This window comes from Escherichia sp. E.sYA108 (assembly GCF_011754335.1).
In the GTDB taxonomy this organism is placed as follows: domain Bacteria; phylum Pseudomonadota; class Gammaproteobacteria; order Enterobacterales; family Enterobacteriaceae; genus Escherichia; species Escherichia coli.
The window spans coordinates 4240934-4266352 of record NZ_JAAQVZ010000001.1 but is presented as its reverse complement, the minus strand read 5'-3'; the positions used below and the strand labels follow the sequence as shown (position 1 = coordinate 4266352).

Here is a 25419-nt window from a genome sequence, read left to right as displayed (position 1 = left end):
TAATCATAATAAATGTAATGTATGCCATTTAGGGCTATGCCCGCCTGATTCAGTGCTACGCATTGAATCAGGTTCTTTTCGCGTTGAACAATATCAAGATACGGCTATTCGCAGGGAGTGGATATGTTTACCAACGTAAATGTTGATTGTTGCAAAACACCAGGATGTAAAAACTTGGGGTTGCTGAATAGCCAGGATTATGTCGCACAGGGTAAAAATATTTTATGCCGTGAATGTGGTTACTTGTTTCCAGTGATATCTGAACAGTCGCTTAATATTTATCGTAATATTGTGAATCACTCCTGGAGAGGTTTGATTTGCCAATGTTCAACTTGCGGAGGCACGTCCCTCAAAAAATATGGATATTCTGCACAAGGCCAGAGAAGAATGTATTGCCATCATTGTGAGAAAACATTTATCACTCTGGAACACGTAATTACCACACCACGAGGAGCCCAGTTAGCATTGATGATTGAGCAAGGGGAGGCACTTGCGGATATCAGAAAGTCATTACTTCTTAACAGCACTGGACTTAGCCGTGAACTGTTAAAATTAGCGCGTGAAGCAAACTATAAAGAAAGTCGACAGTGTTTCCCAGCTTCTGATATTACCCTGAGTACCCGCGCTTTTCGCGTCAAGTATAATGGTAGCAATAACTCTCTTTATGCTCTTGTTACCGCAGAAGAACAAAGCGGCAGGGTGGTTGCTATCTCAACCAATTACTCCCCATCTGCCGTAGAGCAACATTATCAATACACATCGAACTATGAAGAGCGTATGTCTCCAGGGACGCTGGCACATCATGTCCAGCGCAAAGAGTTACTTACTATGCGGCGGGATACCTTGTTTGATATTGATTACGGCCCGGCAGTTTTACATCAAAACGATCCGGGAATGTTGGTAAAACCGGTTCTTCCGGCATATCGTCATTTTGAACTGGTCAGAATACTGACCGATGAGCATTCCAACAACGTTCAGCATTACCTTGATCACGAATGCTTTATATTGGGCGGCTGCCTGATGGCTAATTTGCAGCATATTCATCAAGGTCGCTGCCATATTTCCTTTGTCAAAGAGCGCGGTGTGGCACCCGCCACCATTGATTTTCCACCGCGATTATTCCTTAGTGGTGGGGTACGAAATAATGTCTGGCGTGCATTTTCTAACCGCAATTATTCAATGGCTGTATGCAATCTCACTGGCAGTAAGAAAGTCCGCGAGATGCGGCATGCAACATTGAACAGTGCGACGCGTTTTATCCACTTTGTGGAGAACCATCCTTTCCTTATATCATTGAACCGAATGTCTCCTGCGAATGTCGTTTCTACATTAGATATCCTCAAACATCTGTGGAATAAAAAACTAGAGCATGGAACAATTTAATTATTACTTTTCCGAATAATTTCTTCAGAAATCTTGACATTAGACTATGATTAATGGGGTTTAAGGTCATCAGCCGCCGCTTTCGGGCATCAAAAACTCATCTCTCGCTGATGGCGCAATTCTTTTAATAGATCGTAAAAAGCGAGCTATTCCTACACTATAATCTGATTTTAACGATGATTCGTGCGGGGTAAAATCGTGAAAACGATCTATTCACCTGAAGAGAAATAAAAAGTGAAACATCTGCATCGATTCTTTAGCAGTGATGCCTCGGGAGGCATTATTCTCATTATTGCCGCTGTATTAGCGATGATTATGGCCAACAGCGGTGCAACCAGTGGATGGTATCACGACTTTCTTGAGACGCCGGTTCAGCTCCGGGTTGGGACACTTGAGATCAACAAGAACATGCTGCTATGGATCAATGACGCTCTGATGGCGGTATTTTTCCTGTTGGTTGGTCTGGAAGTTAAACGCGAGCTGATGCAAGGTTCGCTGGCCAGTCTGCGCCAGGCGGCATTTCCTGTTATTGCCGCAATCGGCGGGATGATTGTCCCGGCATTGCTCTATCTGGCTTTTAACTATGCCGATCCGATTACCCGCGAAGGCTGGGCAATCCCGGCGGCGACTGACATTGCCTTTGCACTTGGTGTGTTGGCGCTGTTGGGAAGTCGTGTTCCGTTAGCGCTGAAGATCTTTTTGATGGCTCTGGCTATTATCGACGATCTTGGGGCCATCATTATCATCGCATTGTTCTACACTAATGACTTATCGATGGCCTCTCTTGGCGTCGCGGCTGTAGCAATTGCGGTACTCGTGGTATTGAATCTGTGTGGTGTACGCCGCACGGGCGTTTATATTCTGGTTGGCGTGGTGCTGTGGACAGCGGTGTTGAAATCGGGGGTTCACGCAACCCTGGCTGGCGTCATTGTCGGCTTCTTTATTCCTTTGAAAGAGAAGCATGGGCGCTCTCCGGCTAAACGTCTGGAGCATGTTTTGCATCCATGGGTGGCGTATCTGATTTTGCCGCTGTTTGCATTTGCTAATGCTGGCGTTTCACTGCAAGGTGTCACGCTGGAAGGTTTGACCTCCATCCTGCCATTAGGGATCATCGCTGGTTTGCTGATTGGCAAGCCACTGGGTATTAGTCTGTTCTGCTGGTTGGCGCTGCGTTTGAAATTGGCACATCTGCCAGAGGGAACGACTTACCAGCAAATTATGGCGGTTGGTATCCTGTGCGGTATCGGTTTTACTATGTCTATCTTTATTGCCAGCCTGGCATTTGGTAGCGTAGATCCAGAACTGATTAACTGGGCAAAATTAGGTATCCTTGTCGGTTCAATTTCTTCGGCGGTAATTGGATATAGCTGGTTACGCGTTCGTTTACGTCCATCAGTTTGACAGGACGATGTACTGGGGAGCCATAAACGGCTCCCTTTTCATTGTTATCAGGGAGAGAAATGAGCATGTCTCATATCAATTACAACCACTTGTATTACTTCTGGCATGTCTACAAAGAAGGTTCTGTGGTTGGCGCAGCGGAGGCGCTTTATTTAACACCACAAACCATTACCGGGCAGATCCGGGCGCTGGAAGAGCGCCTGCAAGGGAAACTATTTAAGCGTAAAGGACGTGGTCTGGAACCCAGCGAACTGGGGGAACTGGTCTATCGCTATGCCGATAAAATGTTCACCTTAAGCCAGGAAATGCTGGATATCGTCAACTATCGCAAAGAGTCCAACTTATTGTTTGATGTTGGTGTGGCAGATGCACTTTCCAAACGTCTGGTCAGCAGTGTTCTGGATGCCGCAGTTGTGGAAGACGAGCAGATCCATCTACGCTGTTTCGAATCGACGCACGAGATGCTTTTAGAGCAGTTGAGTCAGCATAAACTGGATATGATCATCTCTGACTGTCCGATCGATTCCACTCAGCAGGAAGGGCTGTTTTCCATGAAAATTGGCGAATGTGGTGTCAGTTTCTGGTGCACTAACCCACTACCAGAAAAGCCGTTTCCTGCCTGTCTTGAAGAGCGTCGTTTACTTATTCCGGGGCGTCGCTCAATGTTGGGGCGTAAGCTATTAAACTGGTTTAACTCCCAGGGCTTGAACGTCGAAATTTTGGGTGAGTTTGATGATGCTGCGTTGATGAAAGCCTTTGGGGCGACGCATAACGCTATTTTCGTTGCACCTTCGCTTTACGCTAATGATTTCTATAACGATGACTCGGTTGTGGAGATAGGCCGTGTTGAGAACGTGATGGAAGAGTACCACGCGATTTTTGCCGAAAGGATGATTCAGCACCCTGCAGTACAGCGTATCTGCAATACAGACTATTCTGCGCTGTTTACTCCAGCTTCAAAATAAACATTTGTACTTTGCAGGCCGAATTTTGGCCTGCAGATGGATATAAAAAAACCCGCCAGAGCGGGTTTTTTTACAAAGCTGACAACAACAGGCAATTAAGCCAGTTTGTTGATCTGTGCAGTCAGGTTAGCCTTATGACGTGCAGCTTTGTTTTTGTGGATCAGACCTTTAGCAGCCTGACGGTCCACGATTGGTTGCATTTCGTTAAATGCTTTCTGTGCAGCAGCTTTGTCGCCAGCTTCGATAGCTGCGTATACTTTCTTGATGAAAGTACGCATCATAGAGCGACGGCTTGCGTTGTGCTTACGAGCCTTTTCAGACTGAATGGCGCGCTTCTTAGCTGATTTGATATTAGCCAAGGTCCAACTCCCAAATGTGTTCTATATGGACAATTCAAAGGCCGAGGAATATGCCCTTTTAGCCTTCTTTTGTCAATGGATTTGTGCAAATAAGCGCCGTTAATGTGCCGGCACTCGTTACGTAGTGATGGCGCAGGATTCTACCAGCTTGCGGGGTGTGAATACAGCTTTTCCGCGAGAAAAATTGCAGCAGGCGGTCAGTTTCTTCCCATGATTTGCGCCATGGCAATGAAAAGCCACTTCTTTCTGATTCCGGTACTCAATCGCCGGTTAACCTTAACCGCTGTACAAGGTATACTCGGACGATTTTCACTGTTTTGAGCCAGACATGAAGCTGATACGCGGCATACATAATCTCAGCCAGGCCCCGCAAGAAGGGTGTGTGCTGACTATTGGTAATTTCGACGGCGTGCATCGCGGTCATCGCGCGCTGTTACAGGGCTTGCAGGAAGAAGGGCGCAAGCGCAACTTACCGGTGATGGTGATGCTTTTTGAACCTCAACCACTGGAACTGTTTGCTACTGATAAAGCCCCGGCACGGCTCACCCGGCTGCGGGAAAAACTGCGTTATCTTGCAGAGTGTGGCGTTGATTACGTGCTGTGCGTGCGTTTTGACAGGCGTTTTGCGGCGTTAACCGCGCAAAACTTCATCAGTGATCTTCTGGTGAAGCACTTGCGGGTAAAATTTCTTGCCGTAGGTGACGATTTCCGCTTTGGCGCTGGTCGTGAAGGCGATTTCTTGTTATTACAGAAAGCGGGCATGGAATACGGCTTCGATATCACCAGCACGCAAACTTTTTGCGAAGGTGGCGTGCGTATCAGCAGCACCGCCGTGCGTCAGGCGCTTGCGGATGACAATCTGGCTCTGGCAGAAAGTTTACTGGGGCACCCGTTTGCTATCTCCGGGCGTGTAGTCCACGGTGATGAATTAGGGCGCACTATAGGTTTCCCGACGGCGAATGTACCGCTACGCCGTCAGGTTTCCCCGGTGAAAGGGGTTTATGCGGTAGAAGTGTTGGGCCTTGGCGAAAAGCCGTTACCCGGCGTTGCAAACATCGGAACACGCCCAACGGTTGCCGGTATTCGCCAGCAACTGGAAGTGCATTTGTTAGATGTTGCAATGGACCTTTATGGTCGCCATATACAAGTAGTGCTGCGTAAAAAAATACGCAATGAGCAGCGATTTGCATCGCTGGACGAACTGAAAGCGCAGATTGCGCGTGATGAATTAACCGCCCGCGAATTTTTTGGGCTAACAAAACCGGCTTAAGCCTGTTATGTAATCAAACCGAAATACGGAACCGAGAATCTGATGAGTGACTATAAATCAACCCTGAATTTGCCGGAAACAGGGTTCCCGATGCGTGGCGATCTCGCCAAGCGCGAACCGGGAATGCTGGCGCGTTGGACTGATGATGATCTGTACGGCATCATTCGTGCAGCTAAAAAAGGCAAAAAAACCTTCATTCTGCATGATGGCCCTCCTTATGCGAATGGCAGCATTCATATTGGTCACTCGGTTAACAAGATTCTGAAAGACATTATCATTAAGTCCAAAGGGCTTTCTGGATATGACTCGCCGTATGTGCCTGGCTGGGACTGTCATGGTCTGCCAATCGAACTGAAAGTAGAGCAAGAATACGGTAAGCCGGGGGAGAAATTCACCGCCGCTGAGTTCCGCGCCAAGTGCCGCGAATACGCTGCGACCCAGGTTGACGGTCAGCGCAAAGACTTTATCCGTCTGGGCGTGCTGGGCGACTGGTCGCACCCGTACCTGACCATGGACTTCAAAACTGAAGCCAACATCATCCGCGCGCTGGGCAAAATCATCGGCAACGGTCACCTGCACAAAGGCGCGAAGCCGGTGCACTGGTGCGTTGACTGCCGTTCTGCACTGGCAGAAGCGGAAGTTGAGTATTACGACAAAACTTCTCCGTCCATCGACGTCGCTTTCCAGGCGGTCGATCAGGATGCGCTGAAAACGAAATTTGGCGTAAGCAATGTTAACGGCCCAATTTCGCTGGTTATCTGGACCACCACGCCGTGGACGCTGCCTGCTAACCGCGCAATCTCCATTGCACCTGATTTTGATTATGCGCTGGTGCAAATCGACGGTCAGGCCGTGATCCTCGCGAAAGATCTGGTTGAAAGCGTAATGCAGCGTATCGGCGTTAGCGATTACACCATTCTTGGCACGGTGAAAGGTGCCGAGCTGGAACTGTTGCGCTTTACCCATCCGTTTATGGACTTCGATGTTCCGGCAATTCTCGGCGACCACGTTACGCTGGATGCCGGTACCGGTGCCGTTCATACCGCGCCAGGCCACGGTCCGGACGACTATGTGATCGGTCAAAAATATGGTCTGGAAACCGCTAACCCGGTTGGCCCGGACGGCACTTATCTGCCGGGTACTTACCCGACTCTGGATGGCGTTAACGTCTTCAAAGCGAACGATATTGTCATTGCGTTGTTGCAGGAAAAAGGCGCACTGTTGCACGTTGAGAAAATGCAACACAGCTATCCGTGCTGCTGGCGTCATAAAACGCCGATCATCTTCCGCGCGACGCCGCAGTGGTTCGTCAGCATGGATCAGAAAGGTCTGCGTGCGCAGTCACTGAAAGAGATCAAAGGCGTGCAGTGGATCCCTGACTGGGGCCAGGCGCGTATCGAGTCGATGGTTGCTAACCGTCCTGACTGGTGTATCTCTCGTCAGCGTACCTGGGGCGTGCCGATGTCACTGTTCGTGCACAAAGACACAGAAGAACTGCATCCGCGTACTCTCGAACTGATGGAAGAAGTGGCAAAACGCGTTGAAGTTGACGGCATTCAGGCGTGGTGGGATCTCGATGCGAAAGAGATCCTCGGCGACGAAGCTGATCAGTACGTGAAAGTGCCGGATACGCTGGATGTATGGTTTGACTCCGGATCTACCCACTCTTCCGTTGTTGACGTGCGTCCGGAATTTGCCGGTCACGCAGCGGACATGTATCTGGAAGGTTCTGACCAGCACCGTGGCTGGTTCATGTCCTCTCTGATGATCTCTACCGCGATGAAGGGCAAAGCACCGTATCGTCAGGTACTGACCCACGGCTTTACCGTGGATGGTCAGGGCCGCAAGATGTCTAAATCCATCGGCAACACCGTTTCGCCGCAGGATGTGATGAACAAACTGGGCGCGGATATTCTGCGTCTGTGGGTGGCATCAACTGACTACACCGGTGAAATGGCCGTTTCTGACGAGATCCTGAAACGTGCTGCCGACAGCTATCGTCGTATCCGTAACACCGCGCGCTTCCTGCTGGCAAACCTGAACGGTTTTGATCCGGCAAAAGATATGGTGAAACCGGAAGAGATGGTGGTACTGGATCGCTGGGCCGTAGGTTGTGCGAAAGCGGCACAGGAAGACATCCTCAAGGCGTACGAAGCATACGATTTCCACGAAGTGGTACAGCGTCTGATGCGCTTCTGCTCCGTTGAGATGGGTTCCTTCTACCTCGACATCATCAAAGACCGTCAGTATACCGCCAAAGCGGACAGCGTGGCGCGTCGTAGCTGCCAGACTGCGCTGTATCACATCGCAGAAGCGCTGGTTCGCTGGATGGCACCAATCCTCTCCTTCACCGCTGATGAAGTGTGGGGTTACCTGCCGGGCGAACGTGAAAAATACGTCTTCACCGGCGAGTGGTACGAAGGCCTGTTTGGTCTGGCAGACAGTGAAGCAATGAACGATGCGTTCTGGGACGAGCTGTTGAAAGTGCGTGGCGAAGTGAACAAAGTCATTGAGCAAGCGCGTGCCGATAAGAAAGTGGGCGGCTCGCTGGAAGCGGCAGTAACCTTGTATGCAGAACCGGAACTGGCGGCGAAACTGACCGCGCTGGGCGATGAATTACGATTTGTCCTGTTGACCTCCGGCGCTACCGTTGCAGACTATAACGACGCACCTGCTGACGCCCAGCAGAGCGAAGTCCTCAAAGGGCTGAAAGTCGCGTTGAGTAAAGCCGAAGGTGAGAAGTGCCCTCGCTGCTGGCACTACACCCAGGATGTCGGCAAGGTGGCGGAACACGCAGAAATCTGCGGCCGCTGTGTCAGCAACGTCGCCGGTGACGGTGAAAAACGTAAGTTTGCCTGATGAGTCAATCGATCTGTTCAACAGGGCTACGCTGGCTGTGGCTGGTGGTAGTCGTGCTGATTATCGATCTGGGCAGCAAATACCTGATCCTCCAGAACTTTGCTCTGGGGGATACGGTCCCGCTGTTCCCGTCGCTTAATCTGCATTATGCGCGTAACTATGGCGCAGCGTTTAGTTTCCTTGCCGATAGCGGCGGCTGGCAGCGTTGGTTCTTTGCCGGTATTGCGATTGGTATTAGCGTGATCCTGGCAGTGATGATGTATCGCTCGAAGGCCACGCAGAAGCTAAACAATATCGCTTATGCGCTGATTATTGGCGGCGCGCTGGGCAACCTGTTCGACCGCCTGTGGCACGGCTTCGTTGTCGATATGATCGACTTCTACGTCGGCGACTGGCACTTCGCCACCTTCAACCTTGCCGATACTGCCATTTGTGTCGGTGCGGCGTTGATCGTGCTGGAAGGGTTTTTACCTTCTAAAGCGAAAAAACAATAATAAACCCTGCCGGATGCGATGCTGACGCATCTTATCCGGCCTACAGATTGCTGCGAAATCGTAGGCCGGATAAGGCGTTTACGCCGCATCCGGCAAAAATCCTCAAATATAAGAGCAAACCTGCATGTCTGAATCTGTACAGAGCAATAGCGCCGTCCTGGTGCACTTCACGCTAAAACTCGACGATGGCACCACCGCCGAGTCTACCCGCAACAACGGTAAACCGGCGCTGTTCCGCCTGGGTGATGCTTCTCTTTCTGAAGGGCTGGAGCAACACCTGTTGGGGCTGAAAGTGGGCGATAAAACCACCTTCTCGTTGGAGCCAGATGCGGCGTTTGGCGTGCCGTCACCGGACCTGATTCAGTACTTCTCCCGCCGTGAATTTATGGATGCAGGCGAGCCAGAAATTGGCGCAATCATGCTTTTTACCGCAATGGATGGCAGTGAGATGCCTGGCGTGATCCGCGAAATTAACGGCGACTCCATTACCGTTGATTTCAACCATCCGCTGGCCGGGCAGACCGTTCATTTTGATATTGAAGTGCTGGAAATCGATCCGGCACTGGAGGCGTAACATGCAGATCCTGTTGGCCAACCCGCGTGGTTTTTGTGCCGGGGTAGACCGCGCTATCAGCATTGTTGAAAACGCGCTGGCCATTTACGGCGCACCGATATATGTCCGTCACGAAGTGGTACATAACCGCTATGTGGTCGATAGCTTGCGTGAGCGTGGGGCTATCTTTATTGAGCAGATTAGCGAAGTACCGGACGGCGCGATCCTGATTTTCTCCGCACACGGTGTTTCTCAGGCGGTACGTAACGAAGCAAAAAGCCGCGATTTGACGGTGTTTGATGCCACCTGTCCGCTGGTGACCAAAGTGCATATGGAAGTCGCCCGCGCCAGCCGTCGTGGTGAAGAATCTATTCTCATCGGTCACGCCGGGCACCCGGAAGTGGAAGGGACGATGGGCCAGTACAGCAACCCGGAAGGGGGAATGTATCTGGTCGAATCGCCAGACGATGTGTGGAAACTGACGGTCAAAAACGAAGAGAAGCTCTCCTTTATGACCCAGACCACGCTGTCGGTGGATGACACGTCTGATGTGATCGACGCGCTGCGTAAACGCTTCCCGAAAATTGTCGGTCCGCGCAAAGATGACATCTGCTACGCCACGACTAACCGTCAGGAAGCGGTACGTGCCCTGGCAGAGCAGGCGGAAGTGGTGCTGGTGGTCGGTTCGAAAAACTCCTCCAACTCCAACCGTCTGGCGGAACTGGCCCAGCGCATGGGCAAACGCGCGTTTTTGATTGACGATGCGAAAGATATCCAGGAAGAGTGGGTGAAAGAGGTTAAATGCGTCGGCGTGACTGCGGGCGCATCGGCTCCGGATATTCTGGTGCAGAATGTGGTGGCACGTTTGCAGCAGCTGGGCGGTGGTGAAGCCATTCCGCTGGAAGGCCGTGAAGAAAACATTGTTTTCGAAGTGCCGAAAGAGCTGCGTGTCGATATTCGTGAAGTCGATTAAGTCATTAGCAGCCTAAGTTATGCGAAAATGCCGGTCTTGTTACCGGCATTTTTTATGGAGAAAACATGCGTTTACCTATCTTCCTCGATACAGACCCCGGCATTGACGATGCCGTCGCCATTGCAGCCGCGATTTTTGCTCCCGAACTCGACCTGCAACTGATGACTACCGTCGCGGGTAATGTCTCGGTAGAGAAAACCACCCGCAACGCCCTGCAACTGCTGCATTTCTGGAATGCGGAGATTCCGCTCGCCCAGGGAGCCGCTGTGCCGCTGGTACGCGCACCGCGTGATGCGGCATCTGTGCACGGCAAATCGGGAATGGCTGGCTACGACTTTGTTGAGCACAACCGAAAGCCGCTCGAGGTACCGGCGTTTCTGGCGATTCGGGATGCCCTGATGCGTGCACCAGAGCCTGTTACCCTGGTAGCCATCGGCCCGTTAACCAATATTGCGCTGTTACTTTCACAATGCCCGGAATGTAAGCCGTATATTCGCCGTCTGGTGATCATGGGCGGTTCTGCTGGTCGCGGCAACTGCACACCAAACGCCGAGTTTAATATCGCTGCCGATCCAGAAGCGGCAGCCTGTGTCTTCCGTAGCGGCATCGAAATCGTCATGTGCGGTCTGGATGTCACCAATCAGGCAATATTAACCCCTGACTATCTCGCTACTTTGCCGGAATTGAATCGCACCGGAAAAATGCTACACGCCCTGTTTAGCCACTACCGTAGCGGCAGTATGCAAAGTGGACTACGTATGCACGATCTTTGCGCTATCGCCTGGCTGGTGCGCCCGGAATTGTTCACTCTCAAACCGTGTTTTGTCGCGGTAGAAACTCAGGGTGAATTTACCTCAGGCACGACGGTTGTTGATATCGACGGTTGCCTGGGCAAACCAGCCAATGTACAGGTGGCGCTGGATCTGGATGTGAAAGGCTTCCAGCAGTGGGTGGCTGAGGTGCTGGCCCTGGCGCTCTAATAATAAAACAAGGAAGTGTTCTATGACGTATGGAGAAGCGTATCTGGAAGGGTGGAAAAACATCTTTAATTATGAAGGTGTTTCCAATCGCTTCGAGTTCTGGTCGTTTATGATTGGTAGTGGCGTTATCTGTCTGCTTCCGCTTTTATGTTGGTGGTTAGCGGTAACAATTAACAATGACTATGGTGTTTTCATTTTTTTTGCGCTGCCCGTGTCATTTATTTTAACGTTGATTTTTGCCGTACCGGCGATAGCGTTAGCCGTCAGAAGGATGCACGATATCGGATATTCAGGGTGGTGGGTTACCATTGCCGTGTTGATCCCTGTTACGGGCGTAATTCTGCTTATACTGTGCTGCCTGCCGTCAAAGTCACAAGACCAGGCATAATGCCAGAGGGTATGACGCATCACTTTCTGCGTCATGCCTTTCACTGATATCCCTCCCTGTTTATCATTAATTTCTAATTATCAGCGTTTTTGGCTGGCGGCGTAGCGATGCGCTGGTTACTCTGAAAACGGTCTATGCAAATTAACAAAAGAGAATAGCTATGCATGATGCAAACATCCGCGTTGCCATCGCGGGAGCCGGGGGCCGTATGGGCCGCCAGTTGATTCAGGCGGCGCTGGCATTAGAAGGCGTGCAGCTGGGCGCGGCGCTGGAGCGCGAAGGATCTTCTTTACTGGGCAGCGATGCGGGCGAACTGGCCGGAGCCGGGAAAACAGGCGTTACTGTGCAAAGTAGTCTTGATGCGATAAAAGATGATTTTGATGTGTTTATCGATTTTACCCGTCCGGAAGGTACGCTGAACCATCTCGCTTTTTGTCGCCAGCATGGCAAAGGGATGGTGATCGGCACTACGGGGTTTGACGAAGCCGGTAAACAGGCGATTCGTGACGCCGCCGCCGATATTGCGATTGTCTTTGCCGCCAATTTTAGCGTTGGCGTTAACGTCATGCTTAAACTGCTGGAGAAAGCAGCCAAAGTGATGGGGGACTACACCGATATCGAAATTATTGAAGCACATCATAGACATAAAGTTGATGCGCCGTCAGGCACCGCACTGGCAATGGGAGAGGCGATCGCCCACGCTCTTGATAAAGATCTGAAAGATTGCGCGGTCTACAGTCGTGAAGGCCATACCGGTGAACGTGTGCCTGGCACCATTGGTTTTGCCACCGTGCGTGCAGGTGACATCGTTGGCGAACATACCGCGATGTTTGCCGATATTGGCGAGCGTCTGGAGATCACCCATAAGGCATCCAGCCGCATGACATTTGCTAACGGTGCGGTAAGATCGGCTTTGTGGTTGAGTGGTAAGGAAAGTGGTCTTTTTGATATGCGAGATGTGCTTGATCTCAATAATCTGTAACCATAAGATATTTATTGTGATGCAAAAATAACACATTTAATTCATTGAATATAAAGGGCTTTAATTTTTGGCCCTTTTATTTTTAGTGTTATGCTTTTAAATTTAATGCAAATGCTGAAAATTACATATTTTGTATTCTGTTTTTGTTGTTTTAATGTAAATTTTGACCATTTGGTCCACTTTTTTCTGCTCATTTTGATTTCATGCAATCTTCTTGCTGCGCAAGCGTTTTCCAGAACATGTTATATGATCTTTTTGTCGCTTAATGCCTTTAAAACATGCATGAGCCACAAAATAATATAAAAAATCCCGCCATTAAGTTGACTTTTAGCTCCCATATCTCCAGAATGCCGCCGTTTGCCAGAAATTCGTCGGTAAGCAGATTTGCATTGATTTACGTCATCATTGTGAATTAATATGCAAATAAAGTGAGTGAATATTCTCTGGAGGGTGTTTTGATTAAGTCAGCGCTATTGGTTCTGGAAGACGGAACCCAGTTTCACGGTCGGGCCATAGGGGCAACAGGTTCGGCGGTTGGGGAAGTCGTTTTCAATACTTCAATGACCGGTTATCAAGAAATCCTCACTGATCCTTCCTATTCTCGTCAAATCGTTACTCTTACTTATCCCCATATTGGCAATGTCGGCACTAATGACGCCGATGAAGAATCTTCTCAGGTTCATGCCCAAGGTCTGGTGATTCGCGACCTGCCGCTGATTGCCAGCAACTTCCGTAATACCGAAGACCTCTCTTCTTACCTGAAGCGCCATAACATCGTGGCGATTGCCGATATCGATACCCGTAAGCTGACGCGTTTACTGCGTGAGAAAGGTGCTCAGAATGGCTGCATTATCGCAGGCGATAACCCGGATGCGGCGCTGGCATTAGAAAAAGCCCGCGCGTTCCCAGGTCTGAACGGCATGGATCTGGCAAAAGAAGTAACCACCGCAGAACCCTATAGCTGGACACAAGGGAGCTGGACACTGACCGGCGGCCTGCCAGAAGCGAAAAAAGAAGACGAGCTGCCGTACCACGTCGTGGCCTACGATTTCGGTGCCAAGCGCAACATCCTGCGTATGCTGGTGGATAGAGGCTGTCGCCTGACCATCGTTCCGGCGCAAACTTCTGCGGAAGATGTGCTGAAAATGAATCCAGACGGCATCTTCCTCTCCAACGGTCCTGGCGACCCGGCCCCGTGCGATTACGCCATTACCGCCATCCAGAAATTCCTCGAAACCGATATTCCGGTATTCGGCATCTGCCTCGGCCATCAGCTGCTGGCGCTGGCGAGCGGTGCGAAGACTGTCAAAATGAAATTTGGTCACCACGGCGGCAACCATCCGGTTAAAGATGTTGAGAAAAATGTGGTGATGATCACCGCCCAGAACCACGGTTTTGCGGTGGATGAAGCAACATTACCTGCAAACCTGCGTGTCACACATAAATCCCTGTTCGACGGTACGTTACAGGGCATTCATCGTACCGATAAACCGGCGTTCAGCTTCCAGGGACACCCGGAAGCCAGCCCTGGTCCACACGACGCCGCGCCGTTGTTTGACCACTTTATCGCGTTAATTGAGCAGTACCGTAAAACCGCTAAGTAATCAGGAGTAAAAGAGCCATGCCAAAACGTACAGATATAAAAAGTATCCTGATTCTGGGTGCGGGCCCGATTGTTATCGGTCAGGCGTGTGAGTTTGACTACTCTGGCGCGCAAGCGTGTAAAGCCCTGCGTGAAGAGGGTTACCGCGTCATTCTCGTGAACTCCAACCCGGCGACTATCATGACCGACCCGGAAATGGCTGATGCAACCTACATCGAGCCGATTCACTGGGAAGTGGTACGCAAGATTATTGAAAAAGAGCGCCCGGACGCGGTGCTGCCAACCATGGGGGGGCAGACGGCGCTGAACTGTGCGCTGGAGCTTGAGCGTCAGGGCGTGCTGGAAGAGTTCGGCGTCACCATGATTGGTGCCACTGCCGATGCGATTGATAAAGCCGAAGACCGCCGCCGTTTCGACGTAGCGATGAAGAAAATCGGTCTGGAAACTGCGCGTTCCGGTATCGCTCATTCAATGGAAGAAGCGCTGGCGGTTGCCGCTGAAGTTGGCTTCCCGTGCATTATTCGCCCATCCTTTACCATGGGCGGTAGCGGTGGCGGTATCGCTTATAACCGTGAAGAATTTGAAGAAATTTGCGCCCGCGGTTTGGATCTCTCCCCGACCAAAGAGCTGCTGATTGATGAGTCGCTGATCGGCTGGAAAGAGTACGAGATGGAAGTGGTGCGTGATAAAAACGACAACTGCATCATCGTTTGCTCTATCGAAAACTTCGACGCGATGGGTATCCACACCGGTGACTCTATTACTGTAGCGCCAGCGCAAACACTGACCGACAAAGAATACCAAATCATGCGTAACGCCTCGATGGCGGTACTGCGTGAAATCGGCGTTGAAACCGGTGGTTCTAACGTCCAGTTTGCGGTGAACCCGAAGAACGGTCGCCTGATTGTTATCGAAATGAACCCGCGTGTGTCGCGTTCTTCGGCGCTGGCGTCGAAAGCCACCGGCTTCCCGATTGCCAAAGTGGCGGCGAAACTGGCGGTGGGTTACACCCTCGACGAGCTGATGAACGACATCACCGGCGGGCGTACTCCGGCCTCCTTCGAACCGTCCATCGACTATGTGGTCACCAAAATTCCTCGCTTTAACTTCGAGAAATTCGCCGGTGCGAACGACCGTCTGACCACCCAGATGAAATCGGTTGGCGAAGTGATGGCGATTGGACGCACGCAGCAGGAATCTCTGCAAAAAGCCCTGCGCGGCCTCGAAGTGGGCGCGACTGGCTTCGACCCGAAAGTGAGCCTCGACGACCCGGAAGCGCTGACTAAAATCCGCCGCGAACTGAAAGATGCTGGCGCAGAGCGTATCTGGTATATCGCTGATGCCTTCCGCGCGGGCCTGTCTGTAGACGGTGTATTTAATTTGACCAACATTGACCGCTGGTTCCTGGTACAGATTGAAGAGCTGGTGCGTCTGGAAGAGAAAGTCGCAGAAGTGGGCATCACTGGCCTGCACGCTGAATTCCTGCGCCAGTTGAAACGCAAAGGCTTTGCCGATGCGCGTCTGGCTAAACTGGCGGGCGTGCGCGAAGCGGAAATCCGCAAGTTGCGCGACCAGTATGATCTGCACCCGGTTTACAAGCGCGTGGATACTTGTGCGGCAGAGTTCGCCACCGACACCGCTTACATGTACTCCACTTATGAAGAAGAGTGCGAAGCGAATCCGTCCACCGATCGTGAAAAAATCATGGTGCTCGGCGGCGGCCCGAACCGTATCGGTCAGGGTATCGAATTCGACTACTGCTGTGTACACGCCTCGCTGGCGCTGCGCGAAGATGGTTATGAAACCATTATGGTTAACTGTAACCCGGAAACCGTCTCCACCGACTACGACACCTCCGACCGCCTCTACTTCGAACCGGTAACGCTGGAAGACGTGCTGGAAATTGTGCGTATTGAGAAGCCGAAAGGCGTTATCGTTCAGTACGGCGGTCAGACCCCGCTGAAACTGGCGCGCGCGCTGGAAGCTGCTGGCGTACCGGTTATCGGTACCAGCCCGGATGCCATCGACCGTGCGGAAGACCGTGAACGCTTCCAGCATGCGGTTGAGCGTCTGAAACTGAAACAACCGGCGAACGCCACCGTTACCACCATCGAAATGGCGGTTGAGAAAGCGAAAGAGATTGGCTACCCGCTGGTGGTGCGTCCGTCTTACGTTCTCGGCGGTCGGGCGATGGAAATCGTCTATGACGAAGCTGACCTGCGTCGCTACTTCCAGACAGCGGTCAGCGTATCTAACGATGCGCCAGTGTTGCTGGACCACTTCCTTGATGACGCAGTAGAAGTTGACGTGGATGCCATCTGCGACGGCGAAGTGGTGCTGATTGGCGGCATCATGGAGCATATTGAGCAGGCGGGCGTGCACTCCGGTGACTCCGCATGTTCGCTGCCAGCCTACACCTTAAGTCAGGAAATTCAGGATGTGATGCGCCAGCAGGTGCAGAAACTGGCCTTCGAATTGCAGGTGCGCGGCCTGATGAACGTGCAGTTTGCGGTGAAAAACAACGAAGTCTACCTGATTGAAGTTAACCCGCGTGCGGCGCGTACCGTTCCGTTCGTCTCCAAAGCCACCGGCGTACCGCTGGCAAAAGTGGCGGCGCGTGTGATGGCTGGCAAATCGCTGGCTGAGCAGGGCGTAACCAAAGAAGTTATCCCGCCGTACTACTCGGTGAAAGAAGTGGTGCTGCCGTTCAATAAATTCCCGGGCGTTGACCCGCTGTTAGGGCCAGAAATGCGCTCTACCGGGGAAGTAATGGGCGTGGGCCGCACCTTCGCTGAAGCGTTTGCCAAAGCGCAGCTGGGCAGCAACTCCACCATGAAGAAACACGGTCGTGCGCTGCTTTCCGTGCGCGAAGGCGATAAAGAACGCGTGGTGGACCTGGCGGCAAAACTGCTGAAACAGGGCTTCGAGCTGGATGCGACTCACGGCACGGCGATTGTGCTGGGCGAAGCGGGTATCAATCCGCGTCTGGTGAACAAGGTGCATGAAGGCCGTCCGCACATTCAGGACCGTATTAAGAATGGCGAATATACCTACATCATCAACACCACCTCAGGTCGTCGTGCGATTGAAGACTCCCGCGTGATCCGTCGCAGTGCGCTGCAATATAAAGTGCATTACGACACCACCCTGAACGGCGGCTTTGCCACCGCGATGGCGCTGAATGCCGATGCGACCGAAAAAGTAATTTCGGTGCAGGAAATGCACGCGCAGATCAAATAATAGCGTGTCATGGCGGATATTTTTCATCCGCTAATTTGATCGAATAACTAATACGGTTCTCTGATGAGGACCGTTTTTTTTGCCCATTAAGTAAATCTTTTGGGGAATCGATATTTTTGATGACATAAGCAGGATTTAGCTCACACTTATCGACGGTGAAGTTGCATACTATCGATATATCCACAATTTTAATATGGCCTTGTTTAATTGCTGCAAAACGAGTCATAGCCAGTCTTTTAATTTGTGAAACTGGAGTTCGTATGTGTGAAGGATGTGTTGAAAAACCACTCTATTTGTTAATCGCCGAATGGATGATGGCTGAAAACCGGTGGGTGATAGCAAGAGAGATCTCTATTCATTTCGATATTGAACACAGCAAGGCGGTTAATACCCTGACTTATATTCTGTCGGAAGTCACAGAAATAAGCTGCGAAGTTAAGATGATCCCTAATAAGCTGGAAGGGCGGGGATGCCAGTGCCAGCGACTGGTAAAAGTGGTTGATATCGATGAGCAAATTTACGCGCGCCTGCGCAATAACAGCCGGGATAAATTAGTCGGCGTAAGAAAGACGCCGCGTATTCCTGCCGTTCCGCTCACGGAACTTAACCGCGAGCAGAAGTGGCAGATGATGTTGTCAAAGAGTATGCGTCGTTAATGTCATTTCGTTGATACCGTGCGACCTGGTCGCTGGATGCGATGCTGGCGCATCTTATCCGGCCTACGGTTGCTTTACAGCCAGGTCGGATAAGGCGTTTATGCCGCATCCGACGATGTTACCGTTTCGGCGTCACATCCGTCGTCCCCTGCAAACGGGGGCGATTTTCCTCCATTTGCCTCAGTGGCTGCGTTTCATGTAACGCTGCATGACAGCGCCCGACAAGATCCTGATACTCTTTGGTATTCAACCGTTTCCAGTGTAACTCGTCGTCACTCACGCTGCGTACAGCGCGGGCTGGCGTACCCATCAACAACTGGCGTTTCTCGCCGCGAAAGCCCGCTTTGACAAAGCTCATAGCGGCAACAATGCTCTCTTCGCCAATGACCGCGCCATCCATAATCACGCTGTTCATCCCGACCAGTGCATCGCGACCAATCACACAACCATGCAGGATCGCTCCGTGCCCGATATGACCGTTTTCCCCAACGATGGTGTCAGTGTCGCAGTAGCCATGCATAATGCAGCCATCCTGAATATTGGCTCCCGCTTGCACGATCAACCGCCCGTAGTCACCACGCAGTGAGGCGAGTGGGCCGATGTAGACACCGGCTCCCACAATCACATCGCCAATCAATACTGCACTGGGATGGACAAACGCCGTCGGGTGAACAACCGGAATTAACCCCTCAAAGGCGTAATAGCTCACGGTTGTTAACGTCCTTTCCACACTGGATCGCGCTTCTCGGCAAACGCCAGCGGCCCTTCAATGGCATCCTCCGAATGCAGAACCGACGGATAGTGTTTCAACACGCCGCTGCGAATATAGCGATACGCTTCTTCTACCGGCATTTCACTGGTGGTGCGGTAGATCTCTTTCAGCGCCGCAATCGCCAGCGGAGCGCTGTTAACCAGCTGCTGCGCCAGTTCGCGGGCGTTATCCATCAGTTCCGCCTGGCTAACCACGCGGTTGACTACCCCCCAACGCAGCGCCTCTTCTGCGCCCATTCGTCTGCCGGTCATCACCATTTCATTGACGATGGCAGGCGGCAGGATCTTCGGCAGACGCAGCACGCCGCCGCTGTCAGGAACGATGCCCAGTTTGGCTTCCGGTAGGGCGAAGCTGGCGTTATCGGCACAAACAATAAAATCTGCCGCCAGCGCCAGTTCAAAGCCGCCGCCAAAGGCATAGCCGTTCACAGCGGCGATGACCGGTTTGTCGAGATTGAAAATTTCGGTTAATCCCGCAAAACCTCCCGGGCCAAAGTCAGCATCCGGTGCTTCGCCTTCTGCTGCCGCTTTTAAATCCCAGCCCGCGGAAAAGAATTTCTCTCCGGCACCGGTAATAATGGCGACACGTAATTGCGGATCGTCACGGAAATTTAGAAATACTTCGCCCATTTCAAAGCTGGTTTTTGCATCAATAGCATTCGCTTTTGGACGATCAAGGGTAATTTCCAGAATTGATCCATTGCGGGTCAGATGTAATGATTCACTCATTCCTTTTCTCCATTTTTGCTTTTTCAGGGACGACAACATCCCTGCAAAAAATGCATATTGTTTTAGAGCGTGATTATTAGCTGACAGGGTAGTTCCCTGCCGTTTCATTTATTTCAGATTCTTTCTAATTATTTTCCCCGAGCAATTACGTGGCAGATCTTTTCTGATCTCCAGATAAGAGGGCACTTTAAATTTCGCCATATTCTGTTCACAGAAGCAGAAGAATTCCTCTTCGCTCAATGTTTCACCTTCATTCAGCACCACAAATGCTTTGATGGCTTCATCGCGAATCGAATCTTTAATACCCACAACCACGATATCCTGAATTTTGGGATGGGTGGCGATGATATTTTCGAGCTCCACGCAGGAGACATTCTCGCCACCGCGTTTGATCATATTGCAGCGGCGATCGACGAAATAAAAAAAGCCCTCTTCGTCGCGGTATCCGGTATCGCCGGTATGTAGCCAGCCATCGGCTTCCAGCACTTTCGCAGTGGCTTTCGGGTTGAGAAAATACTCTTTGAAGATGGTTTTCCCTGGTACGCCTTTAATACAGATTTCACCGAGCTCACCAGCCGGGAGGGGACGATTGTGATCGTCGCGGATCTCCGCTTCGTAGCAAAAGCCCGCCCGACCAATCGACGGCCAGCGCCGTTTATCGCCAGGGCGATCGCCGATAATGCCCACAATGGTTTCCGTCATCCCATAAGACGTCAGCAAGCGAACGCTGAAGCGTTCACAAAACGCGTCTTTTTCCTGCTCCGACAGGTTGAGATAAAACATCACTTCCCGCAGGCGGTGTTGCTGATCGTTCGCTGAAAGCGGCTGCACCATCAACGTACGAATCATCATCGGAATACATTCGGTAATGGTGGCGCGGTACTTCTGCACCTGTCCCCAGAAGGCGCGGGCGCTGTATTTCTCGACCAGCACAAAGGTGGCCCCGGCAGAAAACGCCGCCATCGCCGCAGTACACTGGCAATCGATATGAAACGCAGGCATTACCGTCAGGTAGACGTCATCGTCACGCAGTGCACACTGCCAGGCGGAGTAATATCCAGCGAAGCGCAGGTTGTAATGAGTTATCACCACCCCTTTCGGTCGGGAGGTGGTGCCGGAGGTGAAGAGAATTTCCGCCGTATCGTCAGTCGATAGCGGCGGTGCATAGCACAAGGTGGCAGGTTGTTGATTTTTCAGTTGAGTAAACGAACTCACGCCATCATCAGCGGGAAGTACCATATCTGTCAGGCAAATGTGCCGCAACTGAGAGGCATCTTCCTGCTGAATCTGTTGATACATAGGATAAAATTGCGCACTGGTCACCAGCAGGCACGCCTGGCTATTTTGCAGGATCCACGTGCTTTCTTCGCGCAACAGGCGGGCGTTAATCGGCACCATAATCGCGCCAATTTTTGCCAACCCGAACCAGCAAAAGATAAATTCCGGGCAGTTGTCGAGATGTAGAGCAACCTTGTCGCCTTTGCGAATCCCCAGCGTATAAAACAGGTTTGCCGTGCGGTTAATCTCCTGATTTAACTCAAGATAACTATACCGGTTAACGACTCCGCTGCTGGATTCACAAATCAGCACCGTTTTATGACCGTAAACGTCCGCCAGATCGTCCCACATTTGACGTAGATGTTGTCCGCCAATGATATCCATTGCACCTCTATCCATTTTGTTCGTTTGTTATTGGGCGGGCGCTAGTCAGGCAAGTTGACTGACGCCACGCGTTTAGTCCTCAACTTTGGCCAGACCTTTGCTGACCAACTCCTGAATGTCGTTTTCGCTGTAGCCGATATTTTTCAAAATGGCAGCCGTGTCCATGCCATGTGAGGGCATTCCGCGCCAGATTTGTCCGGGGTTATTTTTGAATTTCGGCATGATATTCGGCCCTTTGCAGGTGCGACCATCCATCGTTTGCCACTGAGTGATTGATTCGCGAGCCACATACTGTGGATTGCTTTCCAGTTCCGGTACGGTAAGTACTTTGGCACAGGCGATATTCAGTTCGGCAAAGCGTTCTTTAACTTCTGCGATGGTATGTGCCGCCAGCCAGGCATCGAGTTTCTCTTCTACCAGTGGGCCGTAAGGGCATTCGATACGGTGTATAAGTTGAGTGCCTTCCGGAATTTCTGGCGTGCCGAGCAGATGCGCGAGGCCAATATCTTTAAAGCACTCTGCAATTTGAGTAATGCCCACCAGTTCCATCACGATGTAGCCGTCGGCGCATTTATACAGACCGCAACCGGCGTAGTAGGGATCTTTACCTTTGGTCATGCGCGGGCACATTTCGCCGCCGTTGAAGTAATCCATCATGAAGTACTGGCCCATGCGCAACATCACTTCATACATGGCGATGTCGATGCTTTCGCCTTTGCCGGTTTCACGCACTTTATGCAGTGCTGCAAGCGCCGCCGTGGTGGCGGTCAGGCCAGAAAAGTAATCGGCGGTATACGGGAAGGCAGGCATTGGCTGGTCAACATCACCGTTCTGAATCAGGTAACCACTGAAGGCCTGGGCGATAGTGTTATAGGCCGGAAGATTGGTGTACTCCTCGGTGCCATACTGACCAAAACCGGAAAGGTGAGCGATAACCAGTTTTGGGTTGTGCTGCCACAGGACTTCATCGGTAATGCCACGACGGGCAAAGGCCGGACCTTTACTGGCTTCGATGAAGATATCGGTGGTTTCCATTAATTTCAGAAACGCTTCGCGCCCTTCATCTTTGAAAATATTTAACGACAGCGCATGCAAATTGCGGCGGGAGAGCTGCGGGTAGTTCGGTTGAACGCGAATGGTGTCGGCCCAGGCGACGTTCTCGATCCAGATAACTTCCGCCCCCCATTCTGCGAACATTTGTCCGGCGAACGGCCCGGCGATTTCGATACCGGAGAAGACAACGCGTAATCCGGCCAGCGGCCCGAATTTCGGCATGGGTAGATGATCCATTATTAGCTCCTGAAAAATTTATGTAGCGCATGACTGCCGGATGCGGCGTAAACGCCTTATCCGGCCATCTTCGTGCTCCCGTAGGCCTGATAAGACGCGTCAGCGTCGCATCAGGCAGCGCACGGACTTAACGGTATTGCTTCAGCACCGCGCGACCCAGCGTCAGGATCTGCATTTCGTCAGATCCTCCGGAAACGCGGTCTACACGCAGGTCACGCCAGAAGCGGCTGATGCGGTGGTTGCCCGCAATCCCGACACCGCCCAGCACCTGCATTGCGCTATCCACCACTTCAAATGCCGCATTGGCGCAGAAGTATTTGCACATCGCTGCATCGCCAGAGGTGATGGTGCCGTTGTCTGCTTTCCACGCTGCTTCATACAGCATGTTTTTCATGGAGTTTAATTTGATCGCCATGTGGGCGAATTTTTCCTGAATCAACTGGAAACGACCAATAGCCTCGCCAAACTGCACGCGCTGGTTGGCGTAGCGCGCCGCATCTTCAAAGGCGCACATCGCCGTACCGTAGTTGGTCAGGGCTACCAGGAAACGTTCATGGTCGAACTCTTCTTTGACGCGGTTAAAGCCGTTACCTTCCCGACCGAACATGTCTTTCTCGTCCAGTTCCACGTCGTCAAAAGTGATTTCACAGCAGCTATCCATACGCAGACCGAGCTTTTCAAGTTTGGTCACTTTGATGCCCGGTTTGCTCATATCAACAAACCATTCGGTGTAGACAGGTTTGTCCGGAGAAGCCCCGTCGCGCGCCATCACCACGATGTACGGGGTGTAGGCGCTACTGGTAATAAAACACTTACTACCATTAAGATAAATCTTACCATTTCTACGGGTATAAGTCGTTTTCAGGCTACCCACGTCGGAGCCTGCGCCCGGTTCGGTAATCGCTGAGTTCCACATCTGCTTACCGGTGCCGCGGAAAGCCATGATCTTGTCGATCTGCTCTTGCGTACCTTCACGCAGGAAGGTGTTAAACCCGCCCGGTAACTGATACAGCACGTAAGTTGGCGCTCCCAGACGACCCAGTTCCATCCACACGGCGGCGAGAGTAACAAACCCCGCGTCCAGACCACCGTGCTCTTCAGGGATCAGCAGACTGTCGATACCCATATCCGCCAGGGCTTTGACAAAACGTTCCGGGTAGACGCTGTCACGGTCGCACTCGGCAAAATAGGCTTCCCAGTTTTCGCTGGCCATCAGTTCGCGGATACCGGCGACAAACAGTTCCTGCTCATCATTTAAATTAAAATCCATCTTTCAACCTCTTGATATTTTGGGGGTTAATTAATCTTTCCAGTTCTGTTTCGCGTCTTTAATAAAGGAGAGCGTCACCATGATGTTGACGAAGAACAGCGGGCATCCTCCGGCGATAATGGCGGTTTGAATCGGTTTCAGGCCGCCGAGCGCCAGCAGAACAATACCGATAATGCCAACCAGAACTGACCAACCAATGCGCACCAGCAGCGGGGGTTCTTCGCCGTCACGCACTTCGCGGCAAGTGGACATCGCCAGGGTATAAGAGCAGGCGTTAACCAGCGTAACGGTGGCAATAAAGCAGAGGATGAAGAAGCCCCACATGGTGGCGGTGCTGAGTGGCAGAGCGGCCCAGGTTTCGATGATGGCGCGCGCCACACCGTACTGTTCGATCAGATTTGGAATGTTGATGATGTTTTTATCTATCAACAGCAGAGTGTTACTACCGAGTACAGTCCACAGGATCCATGTTGACGCTGTCAGCCCCAGCACCATGCCGAAGCACAGTTCACGCACGGTACGACCACGGGAGATGCGGGCGAGGAAGATACTCATCTGGATAGCGTAAATCACCCACCATGCCCAGTAGAACACGGTCCAGCCCTGCGGGAAGCCGCCTTTAGCGATGGGATCGGTATAGAACAACATGCGCGGCAGATACATCAGCAACATCCCCACCGAATCGGTGAAGTAGTTCATGATGAAGCTGGCACCGCTGACGATGAACACCCAACCCAGCATCAGGAAGCTCAGGTAACTACGCACGTCACTGGCGATACGTACCCCTTTTTGCAGACCGCAAGCGACGCAAATGGCGTTGAGGATAATCCAGCAGGTAATGATGATAGCGTCCAGTTGCAGGGTATGCGGAATGCCAAACAACCATTGCATACACTCGGTCACCAGCGGCGTGGCAAGGCCCAGACTGGTACCCATCGCGAAGATCAAGGCGACGAGATAGAAGTTGTCGACGATAGTGCCGAACAACCCTTTGGCGTGTTTTTCACCTACCAGCGGCACCAGGGTGGAGCTGGGGCGAATCACTTCCATTTTGCGGACAAAGAAGAAGTAAGCGAAGGCGACTGAAAGGAAGCTGTAAGTGGCCCACGGCAGAGGTCCCCAGTGGAACAAGCTGTAAGCCAGCCCCAACTCTTTCGCGCCTGTTGAGTTCGGTTCTAAGCCAAACGGCGGGGTGGAGATGTAGTAGTAGATCTCAATCGATCCCCAGAACAGTACGGCAGCAGACGTACAGGAGGCGAACATCATAAAGATCCAACTGGCGGTACTAAATTCTGGTGGTTCGTTACCTAAACGCTTTTTGGCATACGGGCCAAACACCAGCCAGAACCAGCCGAAAAGCATCACCACCATATACCATTCAAATGCCCATCCCCATACATTGGTGACGTAACTGAATACAGCATTAATAACGACATTCGCCGCATCCAGATCTCTGACTGTAAGCCAACAAAGTATGCCGACGATTATTAACGGCGGAAAGAAAACCTTCGGTTCTATTCCCGTTTTTCTCTTTTCATTCTTCATGAGTTAATTCCACTGTGAAAACGAACATTTATTTTGCGTTCCCGTT

22 protein-coding genes are annotated in these 25419 nt (G+C 51.6%); 15 read left to right on the top strand and 7 right to left on the bottom strand.

Going from position 1 to position 25419, the window contains the following annotated elements; all coding sequences use genetic code 11:
• The first annotated feature begins 123 nt into the window (after positions 1-123).
• From HBM92_RS20420 to nhaR, 3 genes are all read left to right on the top strand, one after another.
• Positions 124-1383: a hypothetical protein gene (locus tag HBM92_RS20420; RefSeq protein WP_000494928.1), complete on the top strand. Its 1260-nt coding sequence runs from the start codon at positions 124-126 to the stop codon at positions 1381-1383.
• A 234-nt stretch (positions 1384-1617) separates the two neighbouring features.
• On the top strand, positions 1618-2784 hold the full coding sequence (gene nhaA, locus HBM92_RS20415; protein WP_000681386.1) for a Na+/H+ antiporter NhaA: 1167 nt from the start codon (positions 1618-1620) through the stop codon (positions 2782-2784).
• 59 nt (positions 2785-2843) lie between these two features.
• A complete protein-coding gene (gene nhaR / locus HBM92_RS20410) occupies positions 2844-3749 on the top strand; it encodes a transcriptional activator NhaR (protein ID WP_000062878.1) in 906 nt (301 codons plus the stop codon).
• A 95-nt stretch (positions 3750-3844) separates the two neighbouring features.
• On the opposite strand, the gene rpsT is transcribed toward nhaR, so the two are convergent.
• Positions 3845-4108 carry a 30S ribosomal protein S20 gene (gene rpsT, locus HBM92_RS20405; protein ID WP_001274021.1) on the bottom strand — a complete coding sequence of 88 codons (264 nt, stop codon included), beginning with the start codon at positions 4106-4108 and terminating at the stop codon, positions 3845-3847.
• 102 nt (positions 4109-4210) lie between these two features.
• On the opposite strand from rpsT, the gene HBM92_RS20400 reads away from it, so the two are divergent.
• From HBM92_RS20400 to caiF, 12 genes are all read left to right on the top strand, one after another.
• The gene (locus HBM92_RS20400) at positions 4211-4429 is read left to right on the top strand and encodes a DUF2575 family protein (protein ID WP_001332590.1); all 219 of its coding nucleotides are present in this window, start codon (positions 4211-4213) and stop codon (positions 4427-4429) included.
• Positions 4430-4436: 7 nt separating this feature from the next.
• On the top strand, positions 4437-5378 hold the full coding sequence (gene ribF / locus HBM92_RS20395; RefSeq protein ID WP_000767329.1) for a bifunctional riboflavin kinase/FAD synthetase: 942 nt from the start codon (positions 4437-4439) through the stop codon (positions 5376-5378).
• Between the two features lie 42 nt (positions 5379-5420).
• Positions 5421-8237, top strand: coding sequence for an isoleucine--tRNA ligase (ileS, locus tag HBM92_RS20390; protein WP_001286823.1), 2817 nt, complete (start codon positions 5421-5423; stop codon positions 8235-8237).
• Complete coding sequence (gene lspA, locus HBM92_RS20385) at positions 8237-8731, top strand: signal peptidase II (protein WP_000083369.1); 495 nt, start codon at positions 8237-8239, stop codon at positions 8729-8731. Before ileS ends, lspA begins: the two co-directional genes overlap by 1 nt.
• Positions 8732-8855: 124 nt before the next feature.
• Positions 8856-9305, top strand: a complete 450-nt coding sequence (gene fkpB / locus HBM92_RS20380) for an FKBP-type peptidyl-prolyl cis-trans isomerase (RefSeq protein ID WP_000004655.1) — start codon at positions 8856-8858, stop codon at positions 9303-9305.
• 1 nt (position 9306) lies between these two features.
• Positions 9307-10257: a 4-hydroxy-3-methylbut-2-enyl diphosphate reductase gene (gene ispH / locus HBM92_RS20375; protein WP_001166395.1), complete on the top strand. Its 951-nt coding sequence runs from the start codon at positions 9307-9309 to the stop codon at positions 10255-10257.
• Between the two features lie 65 nt (positions 10258-10322).
• On the top strand, positions 10323-11237 hold the full coding sequence (rihC, locus tag HBM92_RS20370; protein ID WP_001239157.1) for a ribonucleoside hydrolase RihC: 915 nt from the start codon (positions 10323-10325) through the stop codon (positions 11235-11237).
• Between the two features lie 22 nt (positions 11238-11259).
• Entirely contained in the window at positions 11260-11625 is a 366-nt protein-coding gene (locus HBM92_RS20365; RefSeq protein ID WP_000220882.1) for a DUF805 domain-containing protein, read from the top strand.
• A 160-nt stretch (positions 11626-11785) separates the two neighbouring features.
• The gene (gene dapB / locus HBM92_RS20360; RefSeq protein ID WP_000543585.1) at positions 11786-12607 is read left to right on the top strand and encodes a 4-hydroxy-tetrahydrodipicolinate reductase; all 822 of its coding nucleotides are present in this window, start codon (positions 11786-11788) and stop codon (positions 12605-12607) included.
• A 455-nt stretch (positions 12608-13062) separates the two neighbouring features.
• On the top strand, positions 13063-14211 hold the full coding sequence (gene carA, locus HBM92_RS20355) for a glutamine-hydrolyzing carbamoyl-phosphate synthase small subunit (RefSeq protein ID WP_001295757.1): 1149 nt from the start codon (positions 13063-13065) through the stop codon (positions 14209-14211).
• 17 nt (positions 14212-14228) lie between these two features.
• On the top strand, positions 14229-17450 hold the full coding sequence (gene carB, locus HBM92_RS20350; protein WP_001126335.1) for a carbamoyl-phosphate synthase large subunit: 3222 nt from the start codon (positions 14229-14231) through the stop codon (positions 17448-17450).
• Between the two features lie 260 nt (positions 17451-17710).
• Positions 17711-18106, top strand: coding sequence for a carnitine metabolism transcriptional regulator CaiF (caiF, locus tag HBM92_RS20345; protein WP_000333104.1), 396 nt, complete (start codon positions 17711-17713; stop codon positions 18104-18106).
• 118 nt (positions 18107-18224) lie between these two features.
• Here the strand turns inward: caiF and caiE are convergent, their stop codons facing one another.
• The 6 genes from caiE to caiT form a co-directional block, all read right to left on the bottom strand.
• Positions 18225-18815 (bottom strand): carnitine operon protein CaiE, encoded by a 591-nt coding sequence (gene caiE, locus HBM92_RS20340; RefSeq protein ID WP_000122880.1) that lies wholly within the window; start codon positions 18813-18815, stop codon positions 18225-18227.
• Between the two features lie 5 nt (positions 18816-18820).
• Complete coding sequence (gene caiD, locus HBM92_RS20335; protein WP_000004399.1) at positions 18821-19606, bottom strand: crotonobetainyl-CoA hydratase; 786 nt, start codon at positions 19604-19606, stop codon at positions 18821-18823.
• Between the two features lie 108 nt (positions 19607-19714).
• Positions 19715-21268: a crotonobetaine/carnitine-CoA ligase gene (gene caiC / locus HBM92_RS20330; RefSeq protein ID WP_001443163.1), complete on the bottom strand. Its 1554-nt coding sequence runs from the start codon at positions 21266-21268 to the stop codon at positions 19715-19717.
• Positions 21269-21340: 72 nt separating this feature from the next.
• Positions 21341-22558: an L-carnitine CoA-transferase gene (gene caiB / locus HBM92_RS20325; protein WP_000349942.1), complete on the bottom strand. Its 1218-nt coding sequence runs from the start codon at positions 22556-22558 to the stop codon at positions 21341-21343.
• Between the two features lie 127 nt (positions 22559-22685).
• On the bottom strand, positions 22686-23828 hold the full coding sequence (gene caiA / locus HBM92_RS20320) for a crotonobetainyl-CoA dehydrogenase (RefSeq protein ID WP_000347117.1): 1143 nt from the start codon (positions 23826-23828) through the stop codon (positions 22686-22688).
• A 30-nt stretch (positions 23829-23858) separates the two neighbouring features.
• Positions 23859-25373, bottom strand: coding sequence for an L-carnitine/gamma-butyrobetaine antiporter (gene caiT, locus HBM92_RS20315; protein ID WP_000787104.1), 1515 nt, complete (start codon positions 25371-25373; stop codon positions 23859-23861).
• Positions 25374-25419: the final 46 nt, after the last annotated feature.

Coding starts and splice junctions, on each gene's coding strand:
- HBM92_RS20420 (WP_000494928.1), top strand. CDS start 124: ATGTTTACCAACGTAAATGTTGATTGTTGCAAAACACCAGGATGTAAA.
- nhaR (WP_000062878.1), top strand. CDS start 2,844: ATGAGCATGTCTCATATCAATTACAACCACTTGTATTACTTCTGGCAT.
- HBM92_RS20400 (WP_001332590.1), top strand. CDS start 4,211: ATGTGCCGGCACTCGTTACGTAGTGATGGCGCAGGATTCTACCAGCTT.
- ribF (WP_000767329.1), top strand. CDS start 4,437: ATGAAGCTGATACGCGGCATACATAATCTCAGCCAGGCCCCGCAAGAA.
- ileS (WP_001286823.1), top strand. CDS start 5,421: ATGAGTGACTATAAATCAACCCTGAATTTGCCGGAAACAGGGTTCCCG.
- lspA (WP_000083369.1), top strand. CDS start 8,237: ATGAGTCAATCGATCTGTTCAACAGGGCTACGCTGGCTGTGGCTGGTG.
- fkpB (WP_000004655.1), top strand. CDS start 8,856: ATGTCTGAATCTGTACAGAGCAATAGCGCCGTCCTGGTGCACTTCACG.
- ispH (WP_001166395.1), top strand. CDS start 9,307: ATGCAGATCCTGTTGGCCAACCCGCGTGGTTTTTGTGCCGGGGTAGAC.
- rihC (WP_001239157.1), top strand. CDS start 10,323: ATGCGTTTACCTATCTTCCTCGATACAGACCCCGGCATTGACGATGCC.
- HBM92_RS20365 (WP_000220882.1), top strand. CDS start 11,260: ATGACGTATGGAGAAGCGTATCTGGAAGGGTGGAAAAACATCTTTAAT.
- dapB (WP_000543585.1), top strand. CDS start 11,786: ATGCATGATGCAAACATCCGCGTTGCCATCGCGGGAGCCGGGGGCCGT.
- carB (WP_001126335.1), top strand. CDS start 14,229: ATGCCAAAACGTACAGATATAAAAAGTATCCTGATTCTGGGTGCGGGC.
- caiF (WP_000333104.1), top strand. CDS start 17,711: ATGTGTGAAGGATGTGTTGAAAAACCACTCTATTTGTTAATCGCCGAA.
- caiD (WP_000004399.1), bottom strand. CDS start 19,606: ATGAGTGAATCATTACATCTGACCCGCAATGGATCAATTCTGGAAATT.
- caiC (WP_001443163.1), bottom strand. CDS start 21,268: ATGGATATCATTGGCGGACAACATCTACGTCAAATGTGGGACGATCTG.
- caiB (WP_000349942.1), bottom strand. CDS start 22,558: ATGGATCATCTACCCATGCCGAAATTCGGGCCGCTGGCCGGATTACGC.
- caiA (WP_000347117.1), bottom strand. CDS start 23,828: ATGGATTTTAATTTAAATGATGAGCAGGAACTGTTTGTCGCCGGTATC.
- caiT (WP_000787104.1), bottom strand. CDS start 25,373: ATGAAGAATGAAAAGAGAAAAACGGGAATAGAACCGAAGGTTTTCTTT.